The following is a 25919-nucleotide window of genomic DNA, read 5'->3' as shown; positions in this document are numbered from 1 at the left end:
TTGTCTCCTGGGGCCATCGGTGCGAATGGTGCACTGTGGGCGGCCGTGCGTTCGCAGGGCAGCGTTCAAGGCATGGTTCCGGCTTGATGGGGTGTCATGGCAGCCATGTTTTCATTCAGGTGGGCCATGATCCAGATAGAGCCCAGAACCACCAGCGCGACGATCAGCACGCCGAAGGCCAGGGCCAGGATGTTGTTGGTGTTGTCCGGCCCGGTGGTCAGGTGCAGAAAGAAGACAAGATGCACGCCCATCTGCGCAACAGCGAGCACCACCAGGGCCGAGATGACCGCGGGCTGGTAAATCAGATCGGTTCGCGCCGCCAGGAATGACGCGATCGTGAGCAGGATGGCCAGCCCGAAGCCGAGCACATAGCCCGAGAGGCCCCCAGCCGTTTCGTGCTCGCTTATGTGTTCCTCGCCCGGCGCTGAATCGCGGCGGTCCTGCAACTCGCCGGTCTTGCTCTCGAACTCGGTCATGACGATGCTCCCAGCAGATAGACCAGGGTGAAGATGGCAACCCAGATGATGTCGAGGGCGTGCCAGAAGAGCCCGAAGCAGTGGAGCCGCCGCAAAATGTCGGGCCGAAAGCCCTTGACCCACAGCTGCGCCATCATCGTTCCCAGCCAGAGCAGGCCGAGACCGACATGGGCACCGTGGCAGCCAACGAGCGCAAAGAAGGCAGAAAGAAATGCGCTGCGCGAGGGGCCTGCCTGCTCGCCGATCATTGCCGCGAACTCCTGTAGTTCCAGGAACAGGAACGCTGCCCCGAGCAACCCCGTGACGAGAAGCCAGAACTGCGTGGCAGCCATTGATCTGCGACGGGTGGCGAGTGTTGCCACGCCGCCGGTGAAGCTCGAAGTGAGCAGAAGGCCCGTCTGGACCGCAACCCGTGTCGGTTCGAACAGATCCTTGCCTGTCGGTCCGCCGGCGGTTGCCTTGGCGAGCACGGCGTAGGCGGCGAAAAATGCCGAGAACATGATGATGTCGGACAGGAGAAAGATCCAAAAGCCGTAGGTCACCGTGACGAACTTTGAGGCCGGGCCGCCTTCTCCGTGGCCCGTCGCAGAGCGCACCGCATGCCGACCGGTGTGATTAAGCCGATACGGGTCCCGTGCCTGGGTGCCGGCGCTGATGTCGCCGGAGAATGCGTGATCGCTCATGCCGGGCGCTCCCACCCGCGCAGCCAGGCAAACTGGGCTGCCTTGTGGTCATGATCGATGCGGGCGACCTCGTCGACAGGGATCTCGTAGTCTCCATGATCGCGCCAGGCGAATACGACGAAGGTTGCGTAGGCGCCGATGAAGCCGACGATCGCCAGCCACCATATATGCCAGATCAGCGCGAAGCCGATCAGTGTGCTGAAGAAGGCGGTGACGAAGCCAGTCGGGCTGTTGCGAGGCATCTCGATCGGCTCATATGCCTTTTCCTCGTCCGCGCTCTGTTCGATCCCTCGTTGCTTGATGCTCCAGTAGGGTTCTTCGTCTTCCACGTGAGGCAGCCGTGCATAATTGAAGACAGGAGGAGGGGAAGATGTCGACCACTCCAGCGAACGCCCGTCCCACGGGTCGCCGGTTTCGTCGCGAAACTTGTCGCGATACCGGATCGAAACGAAAAGCTGTGTGATCTGCAGCGCCGCGCCGGCGATCATCACCACCACGCCGAAAGCGGCCACCACCAGCCACGGCGCCCAAAGGTCCATATCGATATGTTGCAGGCGCCGCGTCATGCCGAGCAGACCGACAATATAGAGCGGTACGAAGACCAGCATGTAGCCGGCCAAGGTGACCCAAAATGCCGCTTTTCCCCAGCCTTCGTGCAAACGGAAGCCGAACGCCTTGGGGAACCAGTAGGTGAAGCCGGCGAATGCTCCAAACAACACGCCCGAGATGATGACGTTATGGAAATGCGCGACGAGGAAAAGCGAATTGTGTAGCACGAAGTCGGCCGGCGGGACGGCAAGCAGCACACCAGTCATGCCGCCGACGGTGAAGGTGGTCACGAAAGCCAGTGCCCAAAGCATCGGCGTGTCGAAACGAACGCGCCCGCCATACATGGTGAAGAGCCAGTTGTAGATTTTCACACCGGTTCCCACGGCAATGACCGACGTGGCGATCCCGAAGGCGGCATTAACGTCCGCTCCGGCACCCATGGTGAAGAAGTGATGCAGCCAGACCATGAACGAGACGATGCAGATGAACATCGTGGCCGCGACCATCGAACGGTATCCGAACAGCGGCTTCGATGAAAAAGTCGAGAAAATCTCGGAGAAGATTCCGAAGGCGGGAAGCACCAGGATGTATACTTCAGGATGGCCCCACGCCCAGATCAGGTTGACGAACATCATCTGATTTCCACCGGCTTCGTTGGTGAAGAAGTGGAAGCCGAGATACCGGTCCAGCGTCAGCATTGCGAGCGTGGCGGTAAGGATCGGGAAGGCTGCGACAATGAGCAGGTTGGACGCGAGCGAGGTCCAGCAGAACATCGGCATTCGCAGATAGCCCATTCCCGGCGCCCGCATCTTGAGGATGGTCGTCACCAGGTTGACACCGGTGAGCAGCGTGCCGACGCCGGAGATCTGGATCGCCCACAGATAATAATCGACACCGACGCCCGGCGAGTAGGTGGTTTCCGACAAAGGGGCATAGGGCAGCCAGCCGGTGCGCGCGAACTCGCCGACCACAAGCGAGATGTTGACCAGCAGGGCTCCGGAAGCCGTCAGCCAGAAGCTGACGGAATTGAGCGTCGGAAAAGCGACATCGCGTACGCCAAGCTGCAGCGGCACGACGAAATTCATCAGGCCGATCATGAACGGCATCGCGGCGAAGAAGATCATGATCGTGCCGTGCGCGGAAAAGATCTGGTCGTAATGCTCCGGCGGGAGGTAGCCCGGCCCGTGAATCGCAAGCACCTGTTGTGTGCGCATCATGATAGCATCGACGAAGCCACGCAGAAGCATGAGCATCGCCAGCACAATGTACATTACGCCGATGCGCTTGTGGTCGACCGAGCTTATCCACTCGCTCCACAGATATGGCCAGTAGCCCTTCGCCGTTATCCAGCCAAGCACGGCGGCTGCTGCCAGAAAGACGCCAAGGGCTGCGCCGAGGGGGATGGGTTGATCGAAAGGAACGGCCGACCAGTCGAGCTTGCCCAGCATCGTCATTCTGCCCCTTGTGGATGATGGGTCATCGTTGCCGCCGCCGCGGGTAAAGCCCTTGGGCTCACCTGTGGCTCGCCGCTGGCTGCGCTCTCAGCAGGCCCCGGACCCGGTGGGAGCGTCTGCTGAACGACCGCTTCGAACAGCCCAGGCTGGACATGACCGAAGGAAGCCGGCGCCACATTTGTGCTTTGCCGGGCGAGTTCGCGATAGGCGTTGGCGTTGAGCACGCCGCCCCCGCCACGCAGCGATGACGCCCAGCGGGTGAAGGCATCGGCTGAAACCGCGCTCACACTGAAATTCATATCCGAGAAGCCGTCGCCGCTGAAGTGCGCCGACTGGCCGAAAAAGCTGCCCTCGCGGTCGGCCTGCAGATGCAATTCGGTCTGCATGCCGTTCATGACGTAGACCATGCTGCCAAGCTGGGGCACGAAGAACGTGTTCATCACGCTGGCCGAGGTCAACTTGAAACGCACTGGAACGCCGGCGGGGATAACCAGTTGATTGACAGCACCCACGCCCTGCTCGGGATAGAGGAACAGCCATTTCCAGTCGAGCGCCACCACCTGAATGTCGAGCGGCGGCTGGCTAGAAGGGATCGGTTTGCGCGGATCGAGTTGATACGATCCGTAGTAGATCAGCCCGCCAATGAACAGGATGGTGAGCGTCGGGATCGACCAGACGATCAACTCCACGCGTCCCGAATAGGTGAACTCCGGATTATAGCGGGCGTTGCTGTTCGAGGCGCGGAACTTCCAGGCGAATGCCAGAAGTGCAACAAGCGTGGGAACAACGATCACCAGCATCACCGCCAGCGAGTTCAAAAGGATCGTGCGATTGCCGACGCCAATTGGTCCTTGGGGATCGAGCACTCCCCCCGCGCAACCGGGCAAGAATGCGCCTCCGACGATCCAGAGCAGTTGGCGTGTCAACTTAGGGCTGGATGGCAACAACACCGGCTCTGCAATCTCTCTTTGAGGGAACGCGTGCTAGGGGCATGCGTTCATCGGGTTTCCATCTGAGCCTCCCCATGGCGCGAAACCTCGCGGCACTTCGCAGGGTGTCGCCCCCTGAGCGCGTGCCCCAACTGTCGCCGGCCGGGTTTGTTCCGCTGGACCGAGTTACTCTGTCCGATGGTCCCGCGTTGGCCAATCCACCATAATTTCAGAACGATGGCGGCTCGATTGGCCTAGCTATCGGCGACGCTGGCTCCCGCACGAATTTCAATTTCGGCGGGACGGCGAATACCCTGAATCGCTCAGCCAGGTTATCGAGAGCCTGCCGCATGCCCACTCCCGCAGCAGCCGCACCGTGTCCACTGATGACCATCTGGGGGCCCAAGGCAGCCAGATGCTTCACGGACCTTTCCGCTGCATCCCAGTCTGGCGTGAAATAGCGCGGCGGACCGTGCATCTCAAGATCCTGAATGGCGACTTCATAGACCGACTCCTGACCGGTGGTGATGAAAGCGTCTCCTACGATGAGCGAGCGGTCTTGCTCGCGCCAGAGCGAGATATGCCCAGGGGCATGTCCGGGTGTGTGCAGCCATTGCCATCCGGGCATTCCGGGGATCGATCCATCGGCGGGCAAGGGTTCCAAACGGCTGCCAAGATCGATTGGCCCGCGTGGAAAAAGCGGTGAAAGCAGCGCCATCAGTCCACCCCCAACCCAGGGATCCGGTGGCGGATAGGATGTGGTTCCGTCCAAATAGGGGTGCTCGAGTGGATGGGCGAAGACGGGCACGTCCCAGCCATTTGCGAGTTCTAGAACCGTTCCCACATGGTCGAAATGGCCATGGGTCAGGATGATTGCAGCCGGCCGTGCGTTGACGCCGAACCGCTTTTCCGCGACCGCAAGAATGCTGCTGCGAGACGTCGGCAACCCCGTATCGATCAGCACCCAGTTCCGATCTCCGCCGCCCGGTGCGCCGAAGAACACGACATTGACGATTGCTAGCCGCAAGTAACCCAGGTCCGGTGCGATGCTCCAAGCGCCGTCGCCACGATCCTCGCGCCTGGCGTGGTCGATCTCGGAAAGTCGAATCTGAACGGTCATGTGATCCCATGCCTCTGTTGTTGCCGAGCAGCCGCTCGAGTGGATGACGGCGGCTGTACATCGCCCCGAACTTGGGACGGGCCTCCTTGTTCCTCATTTGCACGCGGCGCCCGGACAGTTCACCACCGGAACAAAGGCTCTACCAATGGGTTCGGCACTACCCGGCCACGCAAGGACGAGCTGGACTGAGCAACGAACATGGGGCGCGCCCGACTGAATTCGGTATTTCGCCAACGCGGTTCCCGGTCCGGACAAGGCGGCCGAGTTCGAAGCCGATTGCCCAAAGGAGACTTCGAAAAATGAGCGAAGTGGGACGCCAGACGGAGGCCTCGGTTCCGGAAGCTTCGCGCTTCGCCAGTTTTTTCATGGCAGGCTTTGAATGCTCCTCGCACCGGCGCAAGGACGGCGTTCGCCTCGATCTTATTCGTGCGACCTCGCATAATTTGCATGCCCTGGGCGACTACCGCGGCTGCGCCGAACTCGGCCTTCGCACCATCCGCGACGGCCTGCGTTGGCATTTGATCGAAACCGCTCCCGGAACCTATGACTGGTCAAGTTGGGCGCCAATGGTCGAGGCAGCCCGATCGGCAGGTGTTCAGGTAATCTGGGACATCTTTCACTACGGATCTCCGGACCATGTCGATCAGGGCTCGCCGCATTTCATCGACGCCTATGCCTCGTTCGCGGCAGAAGCCGTCAAGGTACACCGTTCGATCACCGGAACATCGCCTCTGTTGTGTCCCATCAACGAAATCTCCTTTTTCGCATGGGCTGTTGAGGTCGGCTATTTCCCGCGTGTGGGGCCGAACAAACGTGGATGGTTCAAGCGGCACCTCGTGAAGGCCGCCATCGCGGGTGTTCGTGCAATGCGGGAGATCGATCCCGCCTGCAGATTTGTCTGGGCCGAGCCGCTTATCCATATCGCCCCTCGTGACCGGACCCGCAGCGAACGGCGCCGGGCCGAAAACGCCCGACAGGGGCAGTTCGAAGCTTACGACATGTTGCTGGGCCGCGTCGAACCTGAGTTGGGCGGGAGCGAAGATGTTGTCGATGTCGTGGGCTTGAATTTTTACCCGCACAATCAATGGTACGTAAACGGGCCGACGATTCCGATGGGACACCACGAGTACCGCGCCCTGTCGGAAATGTTGCTAGAAGTTGCTCATCGCTACGGTAAGCCGATGTTCATTGCGGAGACCGGTTCCGAGGGATCCGGCGGGCCGGCTTGGCTCCACTATGTCTGCGACGAGGTACGTTCCGCAATCAGTCTCGGAGCGCCGGTCGAGGGTATTTGCCTGTACCCGATAACGGCCTACCCGGGCTGGGACAATTCGCGACATGCCGAGGTTGGTTTGTTTTCCGTCATCCAGGCTGATGGCAGGCGACACCTGCGCAAACCCACAGCAGATGAACTGGCCCGTCAGCAAGCTCTTCTCGTGGCGGACACGACGCCTTGAAGAGGCCTCAAACGAGGGAGGGGCGGGCGAGCGTCTGTTTCGAAACGCCGCCCGCGCCGGTGCGGTGCATCAGCTTTTTGCAGTCGCCCCAGCCTCGCGCAGCCTGGCATATCGCATGGTAACGTCGCTCAGATTTTCCTTGAGCCAGTTGGCCATGGCTTCCTCTTCGTTCAGGTTCTGCTTGAGGGCCCTTTCAGCATCCTGGAAGCCCCCGGCGTCGGCCAGTACCAGCAGCGAATTGTAGGCAGCAATCTCGTAGTTCTCGAATGCGAAATTCGCCAGGCTGTTCTTGATGATCTCGTCGCCGGCCATCGAATGTCCAATGGCGGCCACGCTGCCAACCATCGACAAGGCAGTGTCCTTGAGGGTGGAGTGCTCCTCACCAAGGCCCTCCAGGACGGACTCGAGTCTCGTGATCTGGCCTTCGGTTTCCTGAATGTGCCGGCGCAAGCGATCGGCCACCTCCGGATAGTTCTCTATACGCTCGACCTGAGGCTTCATGATCGACAGCGCTTGATTTTCCATGGCGTGCGCGTTGCGCAAGCCGACGATAAATATCTCGCGGCTTTCCGAGTTGAAGTTTGTATCCATCGAGTTTCTCCTTCTGATACCCGCCCGATCTTCCGTCTTGGAAGAAACTATCTTCTCGGCTCGGCCAACAACGGCTCCTCCGTGCGCGCCCAGGCCGGGAGGCTTTTTTGGATGCGCGCGAAAGTGGCCAGAGCCTGTCCGACTACCTGGTCCATGTTGTAATAGCGGTAAGTTGCAAGCCGACCGACAAACCAGACGTCTGGGCAGCTTGCCGCGAGCGCTTCATAGCGCTTGTAGAGCACTTCGTTTTCGGGCCGGGGCACGGGATAGTACGGGTCCCCGATCTCCGTGGGGTATTCGTAGGTCAGGCTGGTCCGCGAACTCTGCTGGCCGGTCAGATGTTTGTACTCGGTAATGCGCGTGTAATCTTCCGTCTGGGGATAATTGACCACGGCAACCGGCTGAAATTGCTCGCAATCCAGTGTAACGTGCTCGAAACGAAGCGAACGGTACGGAAGGTGCCCGAGCTGCCAGCCGAAATATTCATCGATCGGGCCGGTATAAACCATGCGCCTGAACGGTATCTTCTCACGAATTTCACGGAAATCGGTCTGCAGCATGATCTTGATATTCGGATGGTCGAGCATGCGCTCGAACATCCGCGTGTACCCGCCGGCCGGCATTTTCTGGAAGCTGTCGCTGAAATAGCGGTCGTCACGGTTGGTCCTGGTCGGCACTCGTGCCGTGACAGATTTGCTTAGCTGACTGGGATCGACGCCCCATTGCTTTCTTGTGTAGCCGCGGAAGAATTTTTCATAGAGCTCGCGCCCCACGGTGCTGACGACGACGTCCTCAGCCGTTCGGACATCCTCCACCGTTTCGCGTCGCGACGCGAAGAAATCCTCCAGCTGTGCCGAGGTCAGGTCTAGCCCGTAAAGCCGGTTGATGGTGTCGAGATTGATCGGGATGGGAACCAGTTGCCCGTCCACGGCCGCCAACACCCTGTGCTCGTACGGCCGCCATTGCGTGAACTGCGAAAGGTGGTCCACGATCGTTTGGCTGTTGGTGTGGAAGATGTGCGGGCCGTAGCGATGGATGAGGATGCCGGCTTCATTGTAGCAGTCGTAGGCGTTGCCTCCCACATGGCTGCGGCGATCGATCAGCAAAACGCTTTCCTGACGCTGCGACGCTATCCGTTCGGCAAGCACACTGCCGGCGAAACCCGCGCCGACGATCAGCCAATCGAACATGGCTATGCACTCCTGCGAAGGGGCACGACCTTCTTGCGTTGGTAGGCGCGCTCAATGTGAGCTGCCATGGCATTCCATGTCCGTTCCCAGGACATGTCCGCAAGATAGGCATCGACTTGCTGCAGGAGCATCTGACGCGGTCGCGAAAGGACGGAGCGCAGCTTGATTTCCAGATCGTCACAGTCGGCGATTTCCACCAGCCCGGCAGCACCGTAACTGCGCACCACGTCGACGATTGCCGTCGAGATCACCGGCAGACCCGCCGCGAGAAATTCCGGCGTCTTGGTCGGGCTGATGAAACGCGTCGCCTCGTTGAGGGCAAACGGCATCCATCCGGCGTCCCAATGGCGCAAATAGTCGGGCAGATCGCAGTAGGCTTTCGGGCCAAGCCAATGCAGGTTTTCGGCTTGCGGCAGGCTTGCAGGGTCGATCTTGACAACCGGACCGAGCATGACGAAATGCACGTCCGGCATTGTCTTTGCCGCTAGCGCCACGAGATCGACGTCCAGCCGCTCGTCGATGACGCCGAAATATCCAACCCTCGGGGAAGGAATGCCCGCCTGGTCGGCTGGGTCCCTTCCTGGCCGTCTTGCGGTGTGAAAGTGCCTCACATCGATGCTGCTCGGAAATGGAAAGATGGCGGGATGGAGGTGACGCTTGGTCTCGAACAAGCTTAGACCACCGGTGAAAACCAGATCCGCGCGGCGCAGAAGCGCCTTTTCCATCTGGCCCAGCTCGGGGGGCGCATTCCTGAACGCAGAGAGTTCGTCCATGCAGTCATAGACGCATATGTCTGGGTCGAGGAATTCCGTAAAGCGAAGAGCCATTGGGGTGTAGTACCAGGCGATCAGCCGGCTATGCGGCATAGAAGCGATGGTCTGCTGCACAAATCTCCGCTGGACGGCATCTGCTTTCGCGGCCGACGTGCCAAGCGGCAGCACTGGTGTGACAATCAGAATGTTTTCCGATGCCACGCTCGTCCGCATCAGCGGCTGCGGCAATTCTTCGAAAACGGGTTCTTCAAAGTAGACCACTCGCTGCTGAGCGGATGCGAGAGTGAGGAGATGCTGCGGACGCTGGTGAACAAAATTCCATCGTAAGTGGGAGAAGCAAACCAGTATATTTTCGCGACGAACATATTGACTGCCGGTTACCCCGCCAAAGGCCGCTTCCATTGACATACTCCCTCTGTGACACTATTTATGTTACGATTAACATTTGTTAATCGCGAATGGAGAGAACTACTTAGTTCCAGCTCCTAACTTTCGATCAGGTGAGTTGTTCCAACTGAAATGAAGAAGGCCCGGTTGCCCGCTTGGTCCACGCACGAAGCGGGATCTGGTTGCGGAGGCGAGGGCGGCTGTCGGAACCCGGCCGCCACTGAAAGCGTGGTTGAACGAGGAATGCTGGTGGACAGCGGCATTGCCGTATTTGCGTTGAACTCGTTGGCTATAGAATGTGCCTAACATCAATGATTCGCCTGTATCTCTGCGCGTCTCCGACTGCCGAGGCGAATTCCGGGGCTGACATGAACATCAACTTTGAAACCAACGTTTTTCCACTGTTTCATCCGCAAAGCGTGGATGATCTCAAGGACCCGTGTCCTGTCTTCGATGGCCGTGTCTGGCACGTCTTCGGGTCAAGCGGCACGGTCACCACTGAGACGTGGAGAATCTTGCATGCCACGGCGCCCGATCTTTATGGGCCGTGGGCCGAGCATGAGCCGATCGAACTTCCAATCAACGGTACTGGTGTTGCGGCTCCCGGGGTGACCCACGAGTGCGGCGTCTTCCACATGTTCATCCAGACGGAATTCATGAAGTCGGGTGGCCGTTGCGAGCATGCGGTTTCCAACGACGGGTTCCATTGGGTAGTCCTCAGTCCGGCCATTCTGGCCATCCCGGACACGGAAGAAGACGGAATTTACGATCCGCATCCGGCAGTCATTGGCGGTGGGCGCTACCTGGTTTATTCGGCTATGCCAAAATTCACCAGGGTGCCTCAGCCCGACATCTATCTGGCACGTAGCCAGTCCGACTCGTGGTTCGGTCCGTGGAAGCGGATCGGCAAAATCCTCGACCACAACGATGTTCCCCACCATAACACCAGAGATGATCCCGACTACGAATGGGGCATTGAGGGCGCGCAACTGATCGAGCTGCCGGACGGCCGGGTGCTTCTCAACGCCACTTGCTTTCTTCCGAATGGCCTTCGGGGAAACCGGCAACGGGTGTTTTTTGCCATCGCCGACGAGGTCAGCGGGCCTTACGTTTCGATCGGCCCGGTGTTGGAGCCAGGTCAACCGGGCGAGAACGGCCACTCGACGGTGATGATCGATGGCAGTCAGCTTTCACTGTTCTACCAGAGCCGGGTTGCCACAACCGATCACCGATGGCGCTATGGTTTAGCCAGATGCGACGTCGCTCTCTTTTCAAAGGTCGCGTGATTTCCAGGCTGCCATTAGCGCCTTGAGGCCGATGCGCGTCATGCAACTCCGGAGGGTTGAAGGTGATCCGCGTCGGTGACGGTAGCAAAGTGTCATCGCGACGCACTAGGAGACACGACATCGCCAATGCGGATCGACGGATTTCCGCGATCGCACTTGGCGAGCGGCAAGTCGGGAAAGCCAGCCTTAACTCTGTCGCTTTTAGCGAAATGACTTGAGCCGTTCGTCAGTTTTCTCAGTTGCATTGATGACACCGCCAGATGCCCTGCCATGGGCTCATAGCTATTTCTTCGGTCCCTTGACAGGGAATGTCGCGTCGCCGTCTTTTTTGCCGGAGATCACCCGCGGATCGGCGCTGGCGACGCCATCGTTTCCGCCGCCCTTGTGGTCCTTTTCCGACTGACCCTTTGCGTCCTGCTCGGGTGTCCGTTTTGATGTTCGAAGCGTCTTGTCCGCCATCATGGCCTCGCGTTTGCCATCCAAACTTCCGGCAATTTCGAAAGTTCCACCGCCGCTTAGCAGGTCGAAGGAACCAGTGAGTTGGAACGTGGTGGCGGGACGTGAGTTGTCAGCAAGGATATTCACCCGCAGGAGGACATCTTATGGCTAACCGCCGAGAGCAGCAGACGGACCTCACGCCCGCCGAGGCAACAGACCGCATCTGGGAACTCGCCGAAAACATCGACGTCTGCATGTTCGTGACCTGGGACGGCGAGTACAATCGAGCCCGTCCGCTATCTGCGCGTGTGGTCCGTGAAGAAAACGCCATATACTTCCTCGTCAATGACGACAGCGCCAAGAGCAAGCAACTGTCGACCTATCCAAAGGTCACATTGGCCTGGAGTGACAACAGCCACTACAAATACGTCACGATGTCAGGCCCGGCCACAGTGACAAATGACAGGGAAAAGATTGCCGAGCTCTGGGAGAAAACTGACTCAGCCTGGTGGGATAATGCCGATGATCCCGAGATTCGTCTGATAACGGTCAAACCCGACGAAGGCGAATTGTGGGACAGCCCGGGGCCAATGATGGCTACCGCAACGATGGTGTTTGCGGCCGTTACCGGCGCCAAGCCGAATGTGGGCGACAACGCAAAGGTCGAGCTCTGAGCGAGCGGCTAAACTAACCTCTGCTTTAGAGGCAGCGTCGATGAGCATTTTGGAAACCAGCAAGAAAGTGATCGAGAACGTCACCGGTTTCGCAAGACCGCGCAAGCAAGCTGTCGCCGGATTTGTGAGGCAGCGAAAGTCGAATCAGTTCTGGTTCAAGGATGATGGACTTGTACCCAATCATCCAGCATGGCCGCTCGTCGTTTATCGCGGCGCCGTCGAATTGCCCGAAGGACTTGATCCAGCAGCCGTCATGGAGGTGCTTTTCGATGCAAACGGATGGGGCGATAGCTGGCGAAACGGCATCTATGATTACGTTCACTATCATTCGCAAATACACGAGGTTCTGGGAATTGCGCGCGGAAATGCTGAAGTCCGGTTTGGCGGCAAGAAAGGACGAACGCTGTCGCTGAAGGCCGGTGACGGCGCGGTCCTCCCGGCAGGCACCGGGCACCAATGCCTCTCGGCATCCGATGATTTTTTGGTTGTCGGCGCGTATCCTCCGTTTGGGAGTTATGACGAATGTAGGAGCAAGGATCAGCATAGCGATGCGCTCGCAACAATCCCCAGCGTGGGGCGTCCGCGCAAGGATCCTGCATATGGCAGCCAAGGTCCGCTGCTGAAAAGTTGGAAGCGCTAATTTAGTCGTCGGGGTCGAAAGCCTTGGCAACTGCGTCTTTCTCAGCCTGCGGCAGGACTGTCATTGTGAGAATGAAGGCTGACAGCAGGAGACAGACGCCATTCGTGATTATGATCGGCCACTCTGCCTTCATGATGCCGAAGGCCAGCCACAAGGCGAAGCCCAACACAGTGATGGCATACATCGGTGCGGAGATGCCGCTTGTCTCTCGTGTCCTGATGATTTTCCAGGCTTGCGGGGTGAAACTGCTCATCGAGCAGACGGTCGCGAGATAGCCGATGAGCGTGACTGTCTGCATGGAAGCGGCCCTGACCTACGTCGCAGATACGCGCTTGAGATCAGATACGCGGACCACGCCGTGCTGGCTGACAAAGGTCAGGGTGGAGTCCGTGCTCTGGCTCTGCGAAACACCGGATATGCGATGGTCGCCTGTGTCATAAATCTCCATCTTTCCATGATCGTCGATGACCAGGCGGCTTCGCTCAGGAAACGCTGCGTAGCGCATATTGTTTTGAGAACCAGCGGCAGACGGGCTCCCAAACTCCTCAGGCCACCATGAGCCGGCGTGGGCCATGGCGGGATGATCGAGCAGGTGGGACGAGAGCTCCGCCGCGATAGCGTTGAGCTTCGCCTTGAGGCTGTCATTGAACATGTCGCCGACCATCGTCATGCCGGAGGACCATTGTGACATTCCTCCGAAGTCGACGTGGCTGAACTGGGCCATGGTTCCACCACCACGCCGCAACGCCTCAAGGACAGCCATGACAGCGCCATCAGTGACGCCATGCTGGCGTGCAAGGCGCGCAATCAGTTCAGCTTCCTTTTGAGTGTTTGTCATCATTGCGTCCTTTGAATCGCTTGGCGCCGGCAGTCCTCATTGTTGGCGATAGACATGCGGCCAAATCTAATCACGAAGGAGCGCCACCAGGTCTTCAGGCTCCTTGCCGAGGAAGCTCAATCAAGTTCTATCCAGGCTGGCGCATGATCGCTCGGCTTGTCCCATGCACGCGTTTCGGCATCTACTCCGGCATTCTTCAGGCGATCCAATAGGGATGAACTCAGCAAGAGATGGTCCATCCGGAGCCCGGAACTCCGATCGTACCCGCCGCGGTAGGAGAAGTTCCAATAGGTGTAAATTCCCTTTTCTGGATGAATGCGACGGACGGCATCGATCCAGCCCTGAGCAAGCATTTCGGCGTACGCGCTCCGGCTCTCGGGGAAGTAAACGGCATCGCCAACCCAGCGCCCCGGCATCGCCGCGTCGATCGAGCCTGGAACGACGTTATAGTCGCCGCACAGGATGGTCGGTGAGCTATCGCCGAGCAGCACCTGGCCATAGGTGATCAAACGTTGGAACCAGCGAAGTTTGTAGTCGAACTTCGGCCCCGGCGCTGGATTGCCATTAGGCAAATACAGGCAGCCGACAACAAGCCCATTCACATCTGCCTCGATGTAGCGGCTGTGCGAATCGTCGGGATCGCCCGGCAGACCTCGACGACGTTCCAGCGGCTCAATCCCGCGAGCGAGGATTGCCACGCCATTGTAGGACTTCTGTCCGTGCCAGATTGCGCCATAGCCGGCGTTTCTAATCGCATCGACGGGAAATTTTTCGTCAGAGGTCTTCAGTTCTTGAAGGCAGACGATGTCATAGCCGGTTTCGCCAAGCCACTTGAGAAGCACTGGCAGTCGGCTGTTGACGCCATTGACGTTGAAGGTTGCGATGCGGGTCATCTCGACGATTTAACGTCTTTGCGCCGCTTCGATGCGACATAGAGTCGGTAGCCAAATCTTGCCTTTTGTCATCGTCCATCTGCATTTTTGCTCGAAGCATTGGTGCTTTGACCGGAAGCAGCGGATGTCTTTGCATCTTTGGAATGCGCAGCAATCGCCGGACCCGCGCCGGTAGCTTTACGCATATCGCCGCTCCCCTTGCCGTCAGTCGATTTCTTGCTCAACAGTCCTGAGAAATATTTTCCAAAGAAGCCCATCCGACTCTCCATCTTGGCGCTCATTCGGCGACTTTGCGGGCCCTGAACTCATCTCTGCGCTGTTCTCGCAACTGCCGAGGATCGCTGCGCGAACCACCAAGGGCGCGGCGCCTGACCAGCGCGGCCGAACACTCAAGCAGGAAACATTCCAGTCCTTTGTAGATATGCGTGACCATGTCCTTCATCTCCCGCGACCGCCTCGGCACATGGGTCGCCGAGGCGGTTGGGTAGGCGATCAATCAAGCCGCTTTCCGTTCTGCCGCTCGTTCGTTGACGCCGGCTTCACCGAGGGCAGTCAGCGCCTCGTCGGTGGCCTTCTCCTCCTCAAGTGTCGCATTGAGGAGCGCAACCACGTCATCCTTGCCGAGCGTCGTAGCCCAGGCAATCAGGGTTCCATACCTGGCAATCTCATAGTGCTCCACGGCTTGCGCGGCACCGACGAGCCCTGCATCGAGCGAAGTCGATCCCTTGTACTCCTGAAGGATTTCAGATCCTTCCTCCAGGATGCCGTCGATCGCCGGGCAGGTTTTGCCGCGCGCGGCCGCGCCGAGAATCTCGAAGACCTCCTCCAGACGTTCGACCTGCCCCTCGGTTTCAGCGAGGTGCTTCTCGAATGCTGCCGCAACTTGCTGTTCGGATGCGCCTTTGGCCATCTTCGGCAAGGCTTTCAGAATTTTCTTCTCGGCATAGTAGATGTCTTTGAGGCCATCGAGGAAAAGGTCCTCCAGGTCCTTGTTGTTGCCATTGGCTTTCTTGGCAGTGGGCATTGTGCCGTCTCCTCTGTTGAAAATTGCCCGTCGCGAGCATTTTCTTAACTCGGAAACCCGAACCCGGTTCCGGGATAATGGAGATATCTAAATTTAAAGGGTCCTGCGCTTCACTGAGAACAACGACCACGTCATTCTCGTCGAAGAGCCGCGGCGGGGCGCACGCCATCGGGCTCCCGCCAACGGTCGTGCGGTCTGAGGGCCTGGGACTGCAGGAGACGCAAGTACCGCAGCGGCAGCAGAGCAGTCGGGGCAACGCCTCTCAAGCCTCCTGACCGCTCTGCAGCCGCTTGATTGCTGGCCCTGCTTGCATCCAGGAATTGGGTGATTGGACGCTGCGTATGCAACCAGAATACCTCAGAATGGTTCTAGCTATGATTTGAGCGGGATGGCAGCGAGCGCCGTCCAAAGGTGGCAATTTTTATGGACGTATCACTTTCGCGAACCGCAGACGACAACATCAAAACCGGCAAGAGCGGCTTGCTGCTTGTCTCGGACAATTATGACGCTTTCGCTCTGCGCGTGCTGGCCGCAAGGAGCGCTGAGCGCAGCCTCGACCTGATGTACTACCTTTGGCATGATGATCACACCGGCCGCTTGCTGCTTCGCGAGGTTTTTCGAGCTGCTGAGCGCGGTGTTCGGGTGCGCATGCTCCTTGACGACGTCAATCCGCGTAAAAATGATGCGGCATATCTGGCGCTGAACAACCATCCAAACATCGAATTGAAGTTGTTCAATCCGAGCGGTATCAGGCGCGGCCGGATCATGCGTGGTGTGGAAGTGCTGTTGCGGCTCTTTGCATTGACGCGACGGATGCACAACAAGGCTTGGATCGTCGACGACAAATTTGCCATTGTCGGCGGTCGGAATGTTGGCGATGCCTATTTCGATGCGGCAGAAACCAATTTCCGGGACCTCGATCTGCTGCTCCTGGGGCCTGCGGTACGGCAAACCGCGGCGATATTCGATGCCTTCTGGGCTTGCAATGAAGCCAAGCCAATCAAAACCCTGGGATCAGTGGCTGAGCATGAGCATGCCAAATGGCTTGAAGGAAGCGATACCGGCCCCGATCCCAAATTCCTGAACGGCATCGGCAACCGGGGCTCGATCACAGAGTTTATTGCGGCCAGCAACGACGTTCATTGGGTGGATGGCGTGCGGGTCATTTCCGATCCGCCGGAGAAGGTTCGTGGTTGGAGACGTCGCAGCTGGCTTATGAAAGAGCTGCGTCCGATCATCCAATCCACGCGCGGGTGTCTGGAAATTGTGTCGCCCTATTTCATCCCCGGCAAAAGGGGCACAGCGATCTTGCTGGACCTTGTCGGCGCCGGTGTTGACGTTTCGGTTCTGACCAATTCCCTGGCCGCCACGGACGTCGCCGCAGTCCATGGCGCTTACGCAAACTATCGCAAGCGGCTGCTGAGGAATGGCGTCAATATTTTCGAGCTTCAGCCGTTCAACCGGCGCTCCGCAATCTCGGTGTTTGGCTCGAAGGGCGCCAGTCTGCATACGAAAGCTTTCACCGTCGACGACAATATCGGCTTCGTCGGTTCCTTCAATTTCGATCCACGGTCAGTGTCCTTGAACTCGGAAATGGGCGTGCTGTTTGAGGATCCGAAATTGGTCGCCGAGCTGCGGCATCGATTCCAATCGGAAATATCTCCGGAAACAAGCTATCGGCTCGAACTGAAGCACAATGTTCTGCATTGGCATGGATGCGGCGAAGGCAAGATTCAGGACTATACGCATGAACCAGAAGCCGGATTTTTTCGCCGTATCCTGGCGGTCTTCGTCCGTCACCTCCCGATCGAATCTCAGCTCTAGCATCCGACGATGGCCGAGGACCTCGCGATCTCAGCGAATTGCCCTGCCGGGGATCGCGTGAGCGAAACGTGAAACCCTGATCTACCACGGGTCAGCCAGACCGCATCACACCCGGTTCTTCGACAACCGCGTCGCCAATCCCATGCTGTCCGGCGTCCGGATCACTCGGCAACACGTCGGAAAAATTGACTGTGGCGACCAGGTATCCGGCTTCATCGTAGACCTTGATAGTCGATCCCGATTGCTTGGTTCCTGACCCAGGATCCGCCGCCACCGCTACGCGCGCCATCTCTATTGCTCTCGGACTGGCCATCTCCGCACTCGCTAGCTCTTCCTCGAGAGCGGTAGTCTGGCCGGATACTGTCGTCTCAAAGCGGAATTTTGGCATGGGCAACCTCCTGTTCCTATGCAATTCCGGTGTCCGGGTTGCGTTCCAAAGAAACAGAATTGGTGGGAAGCAGCTAAGATCGCCGCGATGGCCAGACCCGTGTCGCCACGAAGGTCAGCAAACCCGTGATCACAATCCAGGCCTGCACCTCGCGTTGGATAGTTGGCCCAGGGTTCGATGTCTGTCGCGACGGGCTCTCTGCCTCCACTATCGGTTGAAGGTCGGACCGACTGCCGAGACGGACGGAATAGGCCCGCGTGAACTCGGCGCCGAGCAGGAATATCTCAGACGAATAGTAAACCCAAAGCAGCACGACCAGCAGTGCACCCGCCGCGCCATAGGAGGATGCGATCGCGCTGGTTCCGATATACCAGCCAATCAGCGACTTGCCGATGGTGAAGAGCAAAGCGGTCACTGCCGCGCCAATTGCGACATCGCGCCAAGCGAGCGACCGGTCCGGCAGGATCTTGAAGATCGCGGCAAACAGAGCGGAAATCAGCACGAATGATACAATGCCGTTTATCGACGCGAGAATGATCGTGCCGAACGGCAGATGGGCGTTGATGACAGCGCCAAGCGCGGAAATGGCGGCACTCGCCGCCAACGACACAAGCAGTAGAAATCCCAACGCTGCAACCAGACCCAGGCTGGCCGCCCGCGCCCGCACCAATCGCGACACAGACATGGGTGGTGGGTCAATCTTCCAGATTGTGTTGAGCGAAAGCTGCATTTCGCCAAACACCCCGGAGGCTGTCACGAAGAGGGTGACGATGCCCACCAAGGTGGCAAGAGTGCCGGCGGTTCTGTGAGAAGCGCTTTCGATGGTGCTGCGCAGAAGGTCGCCGGTTTGCGATCCCATCACGCCTGCGATTTCGGCCGACAGAGCGAGTTGAGCTGCTTCATGCCCAAAGACAAGTCCAGCAATCGCAACAACGATCAACAAGATCGGGGCCAGGGACGTAACGGCATAGAACGCCATCGCCGCACCGTGGCTGAGGGCATTGTCGTTGATGAATCCGAGGATGCTCTCCTTGCCAAGAACCCAGGCTTCACGTGCCACCCGCATGGGGAATTCCTTTTGCCTCAACGAGCAACCTAGTGCTGTCGGCAACGAAAGCGAGACCTGCCGCCAGTGCGCGAGGCGCGATTGCCGAGACACGCCCGCTTGTCTCTGCACGAACGGCCAGAAATGTTCCATGCGGCGCCGGAACTCGCCGGGCTCGTAATGGTTATCGGTCATCCGATTGGAGTGATCAAAAATGCCTGATAATGAAAACCGTCGCGAGACCGGCGCAACGAAGTACCCGGCTAGAACAGGTCCTGATCCTTCGGATGCGTTCTCTCAGGATGCGGCCGGCAACAAGAAACCCAAGAGTGGGGTCGGTCTGACGCGGCCAGTCAATGAGGTGGATGACAAGACGCACCAATCCGATGGCCAGAACGCCCCGGCGAGGCCGGGCGGCGGAAACACGGTCAAGCCATGAACGTTGCCAATCTTCAGCTTGAAGGGTTGATGATGGCGGTCGCGTCAATCAACAACCTGCTCGTTCACAAAGGTCTGCTGTCAATTGACGAGATCGATACCGCCCTGCGAAAGGCAGAGGCGTCCATGACAGGTGACGAGCGGACCTACGAAGACATGTCACCGGCCAACCGTGACGCGATCTGCTTCCCGATCCGGCTTCTGCAGATCGCAAACAACGCGCAAGGCGAACTGGACATCCCACCATTTTCAGAGCTTGCAAAAATGGTTGGGCAAACCAAGGAACCTTAACGTCAGCGGTGACGACACCTGTAGTCTCCGTGAAGGCCTCATTTGACGCCGATGCCACTCTGAAGCGGAAAAGCAGCATCGGCGTCGTCTCGGCTATGAACCGAACCAAATCTCACCCACTGCGTTGAGTCCCGGCGTTGCGTCATTAGTCGGGGCACTTCCATGAAAACGGGCGAGCTTTCAACCTACCGGGCCAAAAGGGATTTCGCGAAGACGAAAGAGCCCAGCGGCGAAAGCTCGATTGCGGGTTCGAACCGACTCCGGTTCGTCATCCAAAAACACGCGGCCACGCGGCTGCACTATGATCTTCGCCTCGAGCTTGGCGGGGTCTTCAAATCATGGGCTGTGACCAAAGGTCCATCACTGGATCCTCACGACAAACGACTTGCCGTGGAGGTTGAGGACCACCCGCTGGAGTACGGCGACTTCGAAGGCACAATTCCCAAAGGACAATATGGTGGCGGCACGGTGCAGTTGTGGGATCGCGGATATTGGGAACCGGGAGGCGCCATGTCTCCCGAAAAGGCGTTGGAAAAAGGCGACCTGAAATTCACGCTGCAGGGCAAGCGCCTGCATGGAAGCTTCGTCCTCGTGCGCATGAAGCATGACCGCAATGGCAGGAAGCGGACCAACTGGCTGCTGATCAAACACCGCGACAAATACGCGACAGAGGGCAATGGCGATGCGGTGCTGGCTCAGGACCGATCCGTCGCCTCCGGTCGGAGCATGGAAAGGATTGCAGCGGGAAAGGGGGCAGGTCCGAAGCCGTTCATGATGAAAGGTTCATCGTCGGCCGATGCGGATGCCGTTTGGGACAGCAAGCGCGGCCATGCCGACAAGCGCGCCGCCAAGTCGGCAAAGCCTGCTCCGCGGCCGAAGCGAGCCGCTGGTGCCTCAGCGGCGAAGATGCCCGACTTCATCCCACCACAGCTTTGCGCAACGCTTTCCCGGCCGCCGGCCGGGACGAACTGGGTTCACGAAATCAAGTTTGACGGTTATCGCGTCCAGTTGCGCGTGGAAGACAAGGACATCGCGCTTAGGACCCGCAAGGGTCTTGACTGGACGGAGAAATTTGGCGCCATCGCAAAGGAGGCCTCCAGTCTTCCCAACGTCATCATCGACGGCGAGATCGTAGCGCTTGACGAGAACGGCGCGCCCGATTTTGCCGCACTGCAGGCAGCGCTGTCGGAGCGCCGGACGAAAGACCTGATCTACTTTGCTTTTGACCTGCTCTTCGCAAATGGCGTCGATCTGCGAAAGATGCCTCTCTCACAACGGAAGGAACGTCTGAGCGAGATGCTCGGCGAAGTCGATCGCGGCGCGCAAAATCTCATCCGCTATGTCGAGCACTTCAGCAATGGCGGCGACGCGGTGCTGCGTTCTGCCTGTCGCCTTTCGCTTGAGGGGATTGTCTCCAAGAGGGCCGATGCAACCTATGTTTCGGGGAGGACCGACACCTGGGCCAAATCGAAATGCCGCGCCGGGCATGAGGTGGTCATCGGCGGCTGGTCGACGACCAACGGCAAAATCCGGTCATTGCTCGTCGGCGTCAATCGCGGTGAACATTTCGCCTATATCGGCCGTGTGGGGACCGGATTCAGCGAGGCAAAGGTCAAGCAGCTGATGCCCAGGCTGCAGGAGATGAAAGCCGCGACGTCGCCGTTTACCGGCGACGGCGCACCGAAAAGGAATTCAACCGTCTTCTGGACGAAGCCGGAATTGGTCGCGGAAATCGAGTTCGCCGGCTGGACCGGGGGTGGCAATATCCGGCAGGCCGCCTTCAAAGGCCTGCGTGAAGACAAGCCCGCAAAAGACGTCGAGGCCGAGCGTCCAGCCGATCCTCAAGAGACGCCGATTGCCGACCCTGCCAAGGTGACTGGCAAGACAGGAAAAAGCCCGGTTGTCATGGGCGTCATCATTTCCAAGCCGGACAAGCCGCTTTGGCCGAATGCCGGCGACGGTCAGCCCGTCGACAAGCTCGATCTTGCAGAATATTTCGAGACCGTTGGCCCCTGGATGATCAGACATATCAAAGGTCGTCCCTGTTCACTCGTGCGCGCGCCGGATGGCTACGCCGGCGAGCAGTTTTTCCAGCGCCACGCAATGCCAGGCACATCCAATCTGCTGGAACTGGTGAAAGTCTTCGGCGATCACAAACCGTATCTGCAAATCGACCGCGTCGAGGGTCTGGCCGCGATCGCCCAGATAGGCGGCCTTGAGCTTCACCCCTGGAACTGCCAGCCGGGTCATCCCGAAATACCTGGCCGACTTGTCTTCGACCTTGACCCCGGTCCGGAAGTCCCTTTTGCGAAGGTGGTCGCGGCTGCCAAGGAAATGCGCGATCGTCTCGAAGATCTGGGCTTGGTGAGCTTCTGCAAAACCACGGGCGGCAAAGGCTTGCATGTCGTGACGCCATTGGCGGCCCGCCGCAGCAAGACGACATGGGCCGAGGCCAAGGCCTTCGCAAAGGCCGTCTGCATCCAGATGGCGGCAGACAGCCCGGATCTCTACCTCGTCAACATGGCCAAGAAGCTGCGGACATCCCGGATTTTTCTCGACTATCTCAGGAATGATCGCATGGCGACAGCCGTCGCCCCTCTCTCCCCTCGCGCCAGGGAAGGCGCGACTGTATCCATGCCGCTGACCTGGAGTCAGGTGAAGGCGGATCTCGATCCGAAAAAATACACCGTTCGCACGGTTCCGGGCCACCTGAAAAAGACCGTCGCCTGGGCCGACTACGACGATGGCGAACGGTCGATCAGCATCGCCATCAAACGGATCGGTTCAGCAAAGCTCGCCGCATGACGACGTCGGTTCGCGCAAGAACGCCATGACAGCTGCGGCTACCGCGTCGGCTGCTTCTTCGGCCATATGATGTCCGCTATCGATCCGTTGGCCCTTCAGTTCGGTGGTCCAGGGTCGCCAAACATCCAGCACGTTGCCGTAAAGTGCCCCAAGATCATCGCGGGCGGACCAGAGCGCCAAGGTCGGGCACGCGACCCGGCGACCAGCTTTCCTGTCATCGGCATCGTGCAATTGATCGATGGCCAGACCTGCCCGATAGTCTTCAAGCATGCCGTGAACAACATTCGGATCGTGGATTGCGTCCTTGTAGTCGACATAGGCCTCAGCCCCCATGGACTCGGCTGAGCCGCCATACCACGCGTCAGGATCGGCCATGATTGCGCGTTCGGGCTTGTCCGGCTGTGCAAAAAAGAACCAGTGCCACCAGAGCTTCGCAAAGCGGGCGTCGCAGCGTTCGAGGGCTTCCAGGATAGGGACGCTATCCATAACGATCAGATGGCTGATCGCTGACGGGTGATCCATCGCTGCTCGGAACGCTGTGTAGCTGCCGCGGTCATGGCCTGCGATCGCAAACCGGCCAAAGCCGAGATGTCGCATGAGAGCGATGCAGTCCCTGGCTTTGGCACGCTTGGAGGATCCAGCATGGTCCACGGCGTCCGCCGGTACCGAGGACCGGCCAAAGCCCCTCAGATCGGGGCAGACAACTGTGTGGTCGGCGGCGAGAAGTGGGGCTACCCGGTGCCAGGTAACGTGCGTCCGAGGATGGCCATGCAGCAAAAGAAGCGGCGGGCCTGAACCTCCATACCTGACTCGCAGTGAGGACTCGGGCAGATCCACGGTCTCTAGCTTGAATCCTTCAAACATCCGCTTCTTTGTCGTCAGACTGTGAAAACAAGTCCCGCATGTCCATCTTCAACCCACCCCGGTGAAATTGGTTTCGGGCATTTGTCCGTTTGGACATTTCTCTCATTCCAATGGTTCGGCCGCCGTTCAGGATCCGCCAGCCCTGGCGCTGACGCCCGGATCCAACCTCCTGCCTCACCGGTCTCTGGGATTGCCCAGGGTGGGGTCGCGCGCCCGGGTGTAGCCCTCGACGCGAGGCAACCGTCATCCATCCTGATAAACGGCAGTCGCATTTCCCAATAGGCTTGAGCTTGGGGATGGAACTTCTCGGGCGCGTCCATGAATCCGATCGAGATGTAGAACTCATTTGGCAAGCCTTCATCGGTGTACCCAATCGAGGTGCCACATTCCGAACAGAAGGAGCGCACGACCCCCCTGGTTTTCGAAAATGTTTTTGGTTTGGAGCCGAGCCAATCGACCTGATCTGGACGATAGCCAATCCAGATCGTCAGTGGGCTGCCGATCGCTCGTCGGCAGTCATCGTCATGGTCGAAACAAATCCAAAAGGGATCGCCACTGAATTCAGCTGTGATGGCTCCGCAAAAGCAATGCCCTCGATCAATCCGGGCCGGTTTTCTGATCGTCGTTCGGGGTTTGTCGTCCATGGTAATCTTCCGGCCAGCGTGGTGGCGTAACGCCGCGGACGGCAAGCAGTTCCTTTGGACGTCACAGAGCCGCAGATGCGCGCAACCGGCGGGCTGCTGGTCAATATCATTTGAGGCAGATCAGGCCTTGATTTGTTGGGAACATTTTTTCAGGTCCGCACTTTGTTCGCCGTCTGACCAAAGGAGGCGACCTTGAAAACACGACGCGTCGACAGGGAAAAGATCGAGAGGGCGGATCGAGAAGCCAAGTTGCTGTTGGAAGCGGAGCGGCATGCCAGGGAAGCCAAGACGGCGCGGCTTAGAGAACAGCGACAGTTGTTGGAGGCATCGATAGCGCAGACCCCGCCCGCGCCCGTAGCCGCAAAGCAGCCGCCCCGCCAACGAAAGCCGACGCGCAAGGTAATCGAGGTGGACTGACGGTTTGGTCACTTGGGGCTTTTGCCAAGGTGGGGAGTTGATATGACAGGGCAGGGGATCCGGCAGCATGAATACCAAAGCGGTAAGTCCGGCCGTCGCCAAAGCGGCTGCTCGGCGTGCTGGATCGGGGTCTCATCACCGGTGCGTCCGACGACGATCCTGCGAGAGCCGCTGAAAAAGGCGCCCGAGCGGGCCGAGAACCAGCGAATCCGGCTGGACACTTACGTCGGGAACAATCGCACGCGCGGACCGTTCCCCAAGCGATCTTCACGCTCAGGATTTGCTCTTGTTGCAGCGACCGGATGAAATTCTCAACGAGGCCTCGCAAACGGTTGGTGATCCCCTTGAGCGCGACGCCTTAGGTGGGGAGGCTGAGCTAACTGGCGATCGCGCCATCCCGCGTCGTCTGGTTGTCGTCTCGAACAGGCTGGGGAACATTCGCGATCTGTCGCAAGCCGGCGGACTTGCTGTAGGCATCGGGGATGCGTTGGCCGAGCGTGGAGGCCTGTGGCTAGGAGCAAGCGCCGAGTATCAGGACTACGCCGCGAGCGACGAACCGCTAATCCGCTTGGAACGCGTGGGAAAGATCGAGACGGCTGCGCTTACCCTGCCGTATGAGGAGTATTCGCTCTATTACAATGGCTATGCCAACAGCACGCTGTGGCCGCTTTTTCATTACCGACTCGACCTGGTGAACCACCGGGCAGAGTTTCTACACGCCTACCGGCAGATCAATGCGCGGTTCGCGAAGGCGCTCGCAGGACTGCTGTCGGGCAACGACGACCTGGTGTGGGTTCACGACTACCACCTTATCCCCTTGGCCGCCCAGTTGCGGCGGCTGGGAGTCCGGAATCGGATCGGTTTCTTTCTTCACATACCCTTCCCGCCGCCTGACCTGTTTGTAGCCACGCCCGACCATGAAGAACTCATCGATGATCTGCTTCAGTATGACGTCGTGGGATTCCAGACCGAAACGGACGTGGGGAATTTCCGGCGCTCAGTGCAGGCGGCCAACTCCATTACTTTTGATATCAATGGTTCGGCTGAGATGAACGGCCGCACGTTGTTATCGAGGTGTTTTCCGATAGGCATCGACGTCGATTCAATCGCACGCATGGCCAATGAGGCGGCGGAGGATGTGCAGATTGATTCCATGCGCCGCCAGATTCTGGGCCTCAAGCAAATCATCGGCGTCGATCGGCTGGACTACTCCAAGGGTCTCCCCGGCCGCATGCAGGCTTTCGCGCGTCTTTTGGAAAGGCATCCGGAACACGAGCGGGCGGCAACATATTTGCAGATTGCGTCGCCGACGCGCGAGGAGGTCAGCGCCTATGCCGACATCCGGGCCCAGCTTGAGGCAACCGCCGGCGCGGTCAACGGAAGATACGCGGATTTGGCTTGGACCCCGATCCGCTACATCCACCGTGCCGTATCACGCTCTCGGCTTGCTGGCCTGTTGCGCGCTAGCCAGGTCGGATTGGTCACGCCCCTGCGTGACGGAATGAACCTCGTCGCCAAGGAATACATAGCCGCGCAGGACGAAGCCGATCCCGGAGTGCTGGTATTGTCGCGTTTTGCGGGTGCGGCCGAAGAACTTGCCGAATCCTTGATCGTGAACCCGTATGCGGTCGACGAGGTTGCCGATGCGATCGCAAAAGCGCTCGCGATGCCGCTTGAGGAAAGAATTGCAAGGCATAGTGCACTGCTCAAGCGCATCACGCGCAATGACGCAGCAGAATGGCGGCGGTCATTTCTCGCCACGCTCGCGGGCGAGAACTAGCGCCTGGCATCGATGCCTGAA

Annotated in this window: 29 protein-coding genes; 10 read left to right on the top strand and 19 right to left on the bottom strand. The window is 59.0% G+C overall.

The window, feature by feature from the left end; genetic code table 11:
* Positions 1-65: 65 nt before the first annotated feature.
* The 5 genes from cyoD to X757_RS158470 form a co-directional block, all read right to left on the bottom strand.
* Positions 66-476 (bottom strand): cytochrome o ubiquinol oxidase subunit IV, encoded by a 411-nt coding sequence (cyoD, locus tag X757_RS158455; protein WP_023668026.1) that lies wholly within the window; start codon positions 474-476, stop codon positions 66-68.
* Positions 473-1159, bottom strand: a complete 687-nt coding sequence (locus X757_RS158460; RefSeq protein ID WP_023681134.1) for a cytochrome (ubi)quinol oxidase subunit III — start codon at positions 1157-1159, stop codon at positions 473-475. The genes cyoD and X757_RS158460 overlap by 4 nt, the downstream gene beginning before the upstream one ends.
* Positions 1156-3156 carry a cytochrome o ubiquinol oxidase subunit I gene (cyoB, locus tag X757_RS158465; RefSeq protein WP_023725508.1) on the bottom strand — a complete coding sequence of 667 codons (2001 nt, stop codon included), beginning with the start codon at positions 3154-3156 and terminating at the stop codon, positions 1156-1158. The genes X757_RS158460 and cyoB overlap by 4 nt, the downstream gene beginning before the upstream one ends.
* A gap of 2 nt (positions 3157-3158) precedes the next feature.
* Positions 3159-4088 carry a ubiquinol oxidase subunit II gene (cyoA, locus tag X757_RS23115; protein ID WP_245260110.1) on the bottom strand — a complete coding sequence of 310 codons (930 nt, stop codon included), beginning with the start codon at positions 4086-4088 and terminating at the stop codon, positions 3159-3161.
* A gap of 232 nt (positions 4089-4320) precedes the next feature.
* Positions 4321-5211: an MBL fold metallo-hydrolase gene (locus X757_RS158470; protein ID WP_023725507.1), complete on the bottom strand. Its 891-nt coding sequence runs from the start codon at positions 5209-5211 to the stop codon at positions 4321-4323.
* Positions 5212-5510: 299 nt separating this feature from the next.
* Here X757_RS158470 and X757_RS158475 point away from each other — a divergent pair, with 299 nt between their 5' ends.
* Entirely contained in the window at positions 5511-6668 is a 1158-nt protein-coding gene (locus tag X757_RS158475; protein ID WP_023725506.1) for a hypothetical protein, read from the top strand.
* Positions 6669-6737: 69 nt separating this feature from the next.
* Here the strand turns inward: X757_RS158475 and X757_RS158480 are convergent, their stop codons facing one another.
* Genes X757_RS158480 through X757_RS158490 form a run of 3 tightly spaced genes read right to left on the bottom strand, consistent with a single transcriptional unit; the run spans position 6738 to position 9624 of the window.
* Complete coding sequence (locus X757_RS158480) at positions 6738-7259, bottom strand: ferritin-like domain-containing protein (RefSeq protein WP_023687824.1); 522 nt, start codon at positions 7257-7259, stop codon at positions 6738-6740.
* 47 nt (positions 7260-7306) lie between these two features.
* Complete coding sequence (glf, locus tag X757_RS158485; protein ID WP_023725505.1) at positions 7307-8449, bottom strand: UDP-galactopyranose mutase; 1143 nt, start codon at positions 8447-8449, stop codon at positions 7307-7309.
* 2 nt (positions 8450-8451) lie between these two features.
* Positions 8452-9624: a glycosyltransferase gene (locus X757_RS158490; protein WP_023704621.1), complete on the bottom strand. Its 1173-nt coding sequence runs from the start codon at positions 9622-9624 to the stop codon at positions 8452-8454.
* A 353-nt stretch (positions 9625-9977) separates the two neighbouring features.
* Between X757_RS158490 and X757_RS158495 the strand changes: the two genes are divergently transcribed.
* Complete coding sequence (locus tag X757_RS158495) at positions 9978-10895, top strand: hypothetical protein (protein ID WP_023700021.1); 918 nt, start codon at positions 9978-9980, stop codon at positions 10893-10895.
* Positions 10896-11177: 282 nt separating this feature from the next.
* Here X757_RS158495 and X757_RS158500 read toward each other — a convergent pair whose 3' ends face one another.
* A complete protein-coding gene (locus X757_RS158500; protein WP_156933410.1) occupies positions 11178-11480 on the bottom strand; it encodes a hypothetical protein in 303 nt (100 codons plus the stop codon).
* A gap of 17 nt (positions 11481-11497) precedes the next feature.
* Between X757_RS158500 and X757_RS158505 the strand changes: the two genes are divergently transcribed.
* Both X757_RS158505 and X757_RS158510 read left to right on the top strand, forming a co-directional pair.
* On the top strand, positions 11498-12007 hold the full coding sequence (locus X757_RS158505; protein WP_023696338.1) for a pyridoxamine 5'-phosphate oxidase family protein: 510 nt from the start codon (positions 11498-11500) through the stop codon (positions 12005-12007).
* Between the two features lie 40 nt (positions 12008-12047).
* The gene (locus X757_RS158510; protein WP_023725504.1) at positions 12048-12647 is read left to right on the top strand and encodes a cupin; all 600 of its coding nucleotides are present in this window, start codon (positions 12048-12050) and stop codon (positions 12645-12647) included.
* A gap of 1 nt (position 12648) precedes the next feature.
* Here the strand turns inward: X757_RS158510 and X757_RS158515 are convergent, their stop codons facing one another.
* From X757_RS158515 to X757_RS158535, 6 genes are all read right to left on the bottom strand, one after another.
* Positions 12649-12945, bottom strand: coding sequence for a SemiSWEET family sugar transporter (locus X757_RS158515; RefSeq protein ID WP_023687830.1), 297 nt, complete (start codon positions 12943-12945; stop codon positions 12649-12651).
* Between the two features lie 15 nt (positions 12946-12960).
* Positions 12961-13485: a hypothetical protein gene (locus tag X757_RS158520; protein ID WP_032996171.1), complete on the bottom strand. Its 525-nt coding sequence runs from the start codon at positions 13483-13485 to the stop codon at positions 12961-12963.
* 116 nt (positions 13486-13601) lie between these two features.
* Positions 13602-14378 carry an exodeoxyribonuclease III gene (xth, locus tag X757_RS158525; RefSeq protein WP_023725502.1) on the bottom strand — a complete coding sequence of 259 codons (777 nt, stop codon included), beginning with the start codon at positions 14376-14378 and terminating at the stop codon, positions 13602-13604.
* A gap of 68 nt (positions 14379-14446) precedes the next feature.
* On the bottom strand, positions 14447-14659 hold the full coding sequence (locus X757_RS1000000166235; RefSeq protein ID WP_245259911.1) for a hypothetical protein: 213 nt from the start codon (positions 14657-14659) through the stop codon (positions 14447-14449).
* Complete coding sequence (locus tag X757_RS158530; RefSeq protein WP_155923545.1) at positions 14656-14811, bottom strand: hypothetical protein; 156 nt, start codon at positions 14809-14811, stop codon at positions 14656-14658. Before X757_RS158530 ends, X757_RS1000000166235 begins: the two co-directional genes overlap by 4 nt.
* A 63-nt stretch (positions 14812-14874) precedes the next feature.
* A complete protein-coding gene (locus tag X757_RS158535; protein ID WP_023704627.1) occupies positions 14875-15402 on the bottom strand; it encodes a ferritin-like domain-containing protein in 528 nt (175 codons plus the stop codon).
* A 423-nt stretch (positions 15403-15825) separates the two neighbouring features.
* Between X757_RS158535 and X757_RS158540 the strand changes: the two genes are divergently transcribed.
* Positions 15826-17226 carry a phospholipase D family protein gene (locus X757_RS158540; RefSeq protein ID WP_023725501.1) on the top strand — a complete coding sequence of 467 codons (1401 nt, stop codon included), beginning with the start codon at positions 15826-15828 and terminating at the stop codon, positions 17224-17226.
* A gap of 91 nt (positions 17227-17317) precedes the next feature.
* Here X757_RS158540 and X757_RS23195 read toward each other — a convergent pair whose 3' ends face one another.
* Entirely contained in the window at positions 17318-17614 is a 297-nt protein-coding gene (locus X757_RS23195) for a hypothetical protein (RefSeq protein ID WP_023668045.1), read from the bottom strand.
* 73 nt (positions 17615-17687) lie between these two features.
* Positions 17688-18680 (bottom strand): YihY/virulence factor BrkB family protein, encoded by a 993-nt coding sequence (locus tag X757_RS158545; RefSeq protein WP_023681152.1) that lies wholly within the window; start codon positions 18678-18680, stop codon positions 17688-17690.
* Positions 18681-18873: 193 nt separating this feature from the next.
* On the opposite strand from X757_RS158545, the gene X757_RS1000000167785 reads away from it, so the two are divergent.
* The 3 genes from X757_RS1000000167785 (at position 18874) to ligD (ending at position 22193) form a co-directional block, all read left to right on the top strand.
* Complete coding sequence (locus X757_RS1000000167785) at positions 18874-19098, top strand: hypothetical protein (protein WP_155921617.1); 225 nt, start codon at positions 18874-18876, stop codon at positions 19096-19098.
* A complete protein-coding gene (locus X757_RS158550; protein WP_023687836.1) occupies positions 19095-19388 on the top strand; it encodes a hypothetical protein in 294 nt (97 codons plus the stop codon). Before X757_RS1000000167785 ends, X757_RS158550 begins: the two co-directional genes overlap by 4 nt.
* Before the next feature lie 162 nt (positions 19389-19550).
* Entirely contained in the window at positions 19551-22193 is a 2643-nt protein-coding gene (ligD, locus tag X757_RS158555; protein ID WP_023725500.1) for a DNA ligase D, read from the top strand.
* On the opposite strand, the gene X757_RS158560 is transcribed toward ligD, so the two are convergent.
* Both X757_RS158560 and X757_RS1000000166230 read right to left on the bottom strand, forming a co-directional pair.
* Positions 22173-23057, bottom strand: coding sequence for an alpha/beta fold hydrolase (locus X757_RS158560; protein WP_023725499.1), 885 nt, complete (start codon positions 23055-23057; stop codon positions 22173-22175). The genes ligD and X757_RS158560 overlap by 21 nt on opposite strands.
* Before the next feature lie 14 nt (positions 23058-23071).
* On the bottom strand, positions 23072-23701 hold the full coding sequence (locus tag X757_RS1000000166230; protein WP_245275032.1) for a GFA family protein: 630 nt from the start codon (positions 23699-23701) through the stop codon (positions 23072-23074).
* Positions 23702-23893: 192 nt separating this feature from the next.
* On the opposite strand from X757_RS1000000166230, the gene X757_RS158565 reads away from it, so the two are divergent.
* A complete protein-coding gene (locus X757_RS158565; RefSeq protein WP_023681156.1) occupies positions 23894-24118 on the top strand; it encodes a hypothetical protein in 225 nt (74 codons plus the stop codon).
* Between the two features lie 286 nt (positions 24119-24404).
* Positions 24405-25898 carry a trehalose-6-phosphate synthase gene (locus X757_RS158570; RefSeq protein ID WP_245275031.1) on the top strand — a complete coding sequence of 498 codons (1494 nt, stop codon included), beginning with the start codon at positions 24405-24407 and terminating at the stop codon, positions 25896-25898.
* Positions 25899-25919: the final 21 nt, after the last annotated feature.

The sequence above is a fragment of the Mesorhizobium sp. LSHC412B00 genome (assembly GCF_000503035.1).
Classification (GTDB): Bacteria; Pseudomonadota; Alphaproteobacteria; order Rhizobiales; family Rhizobiaceae; genus Mesorhizobium.
Note: the sequence above shows the minus strand (reverse complement) of the source record. Positions and strands in the feature narration are given on the sequence as shown.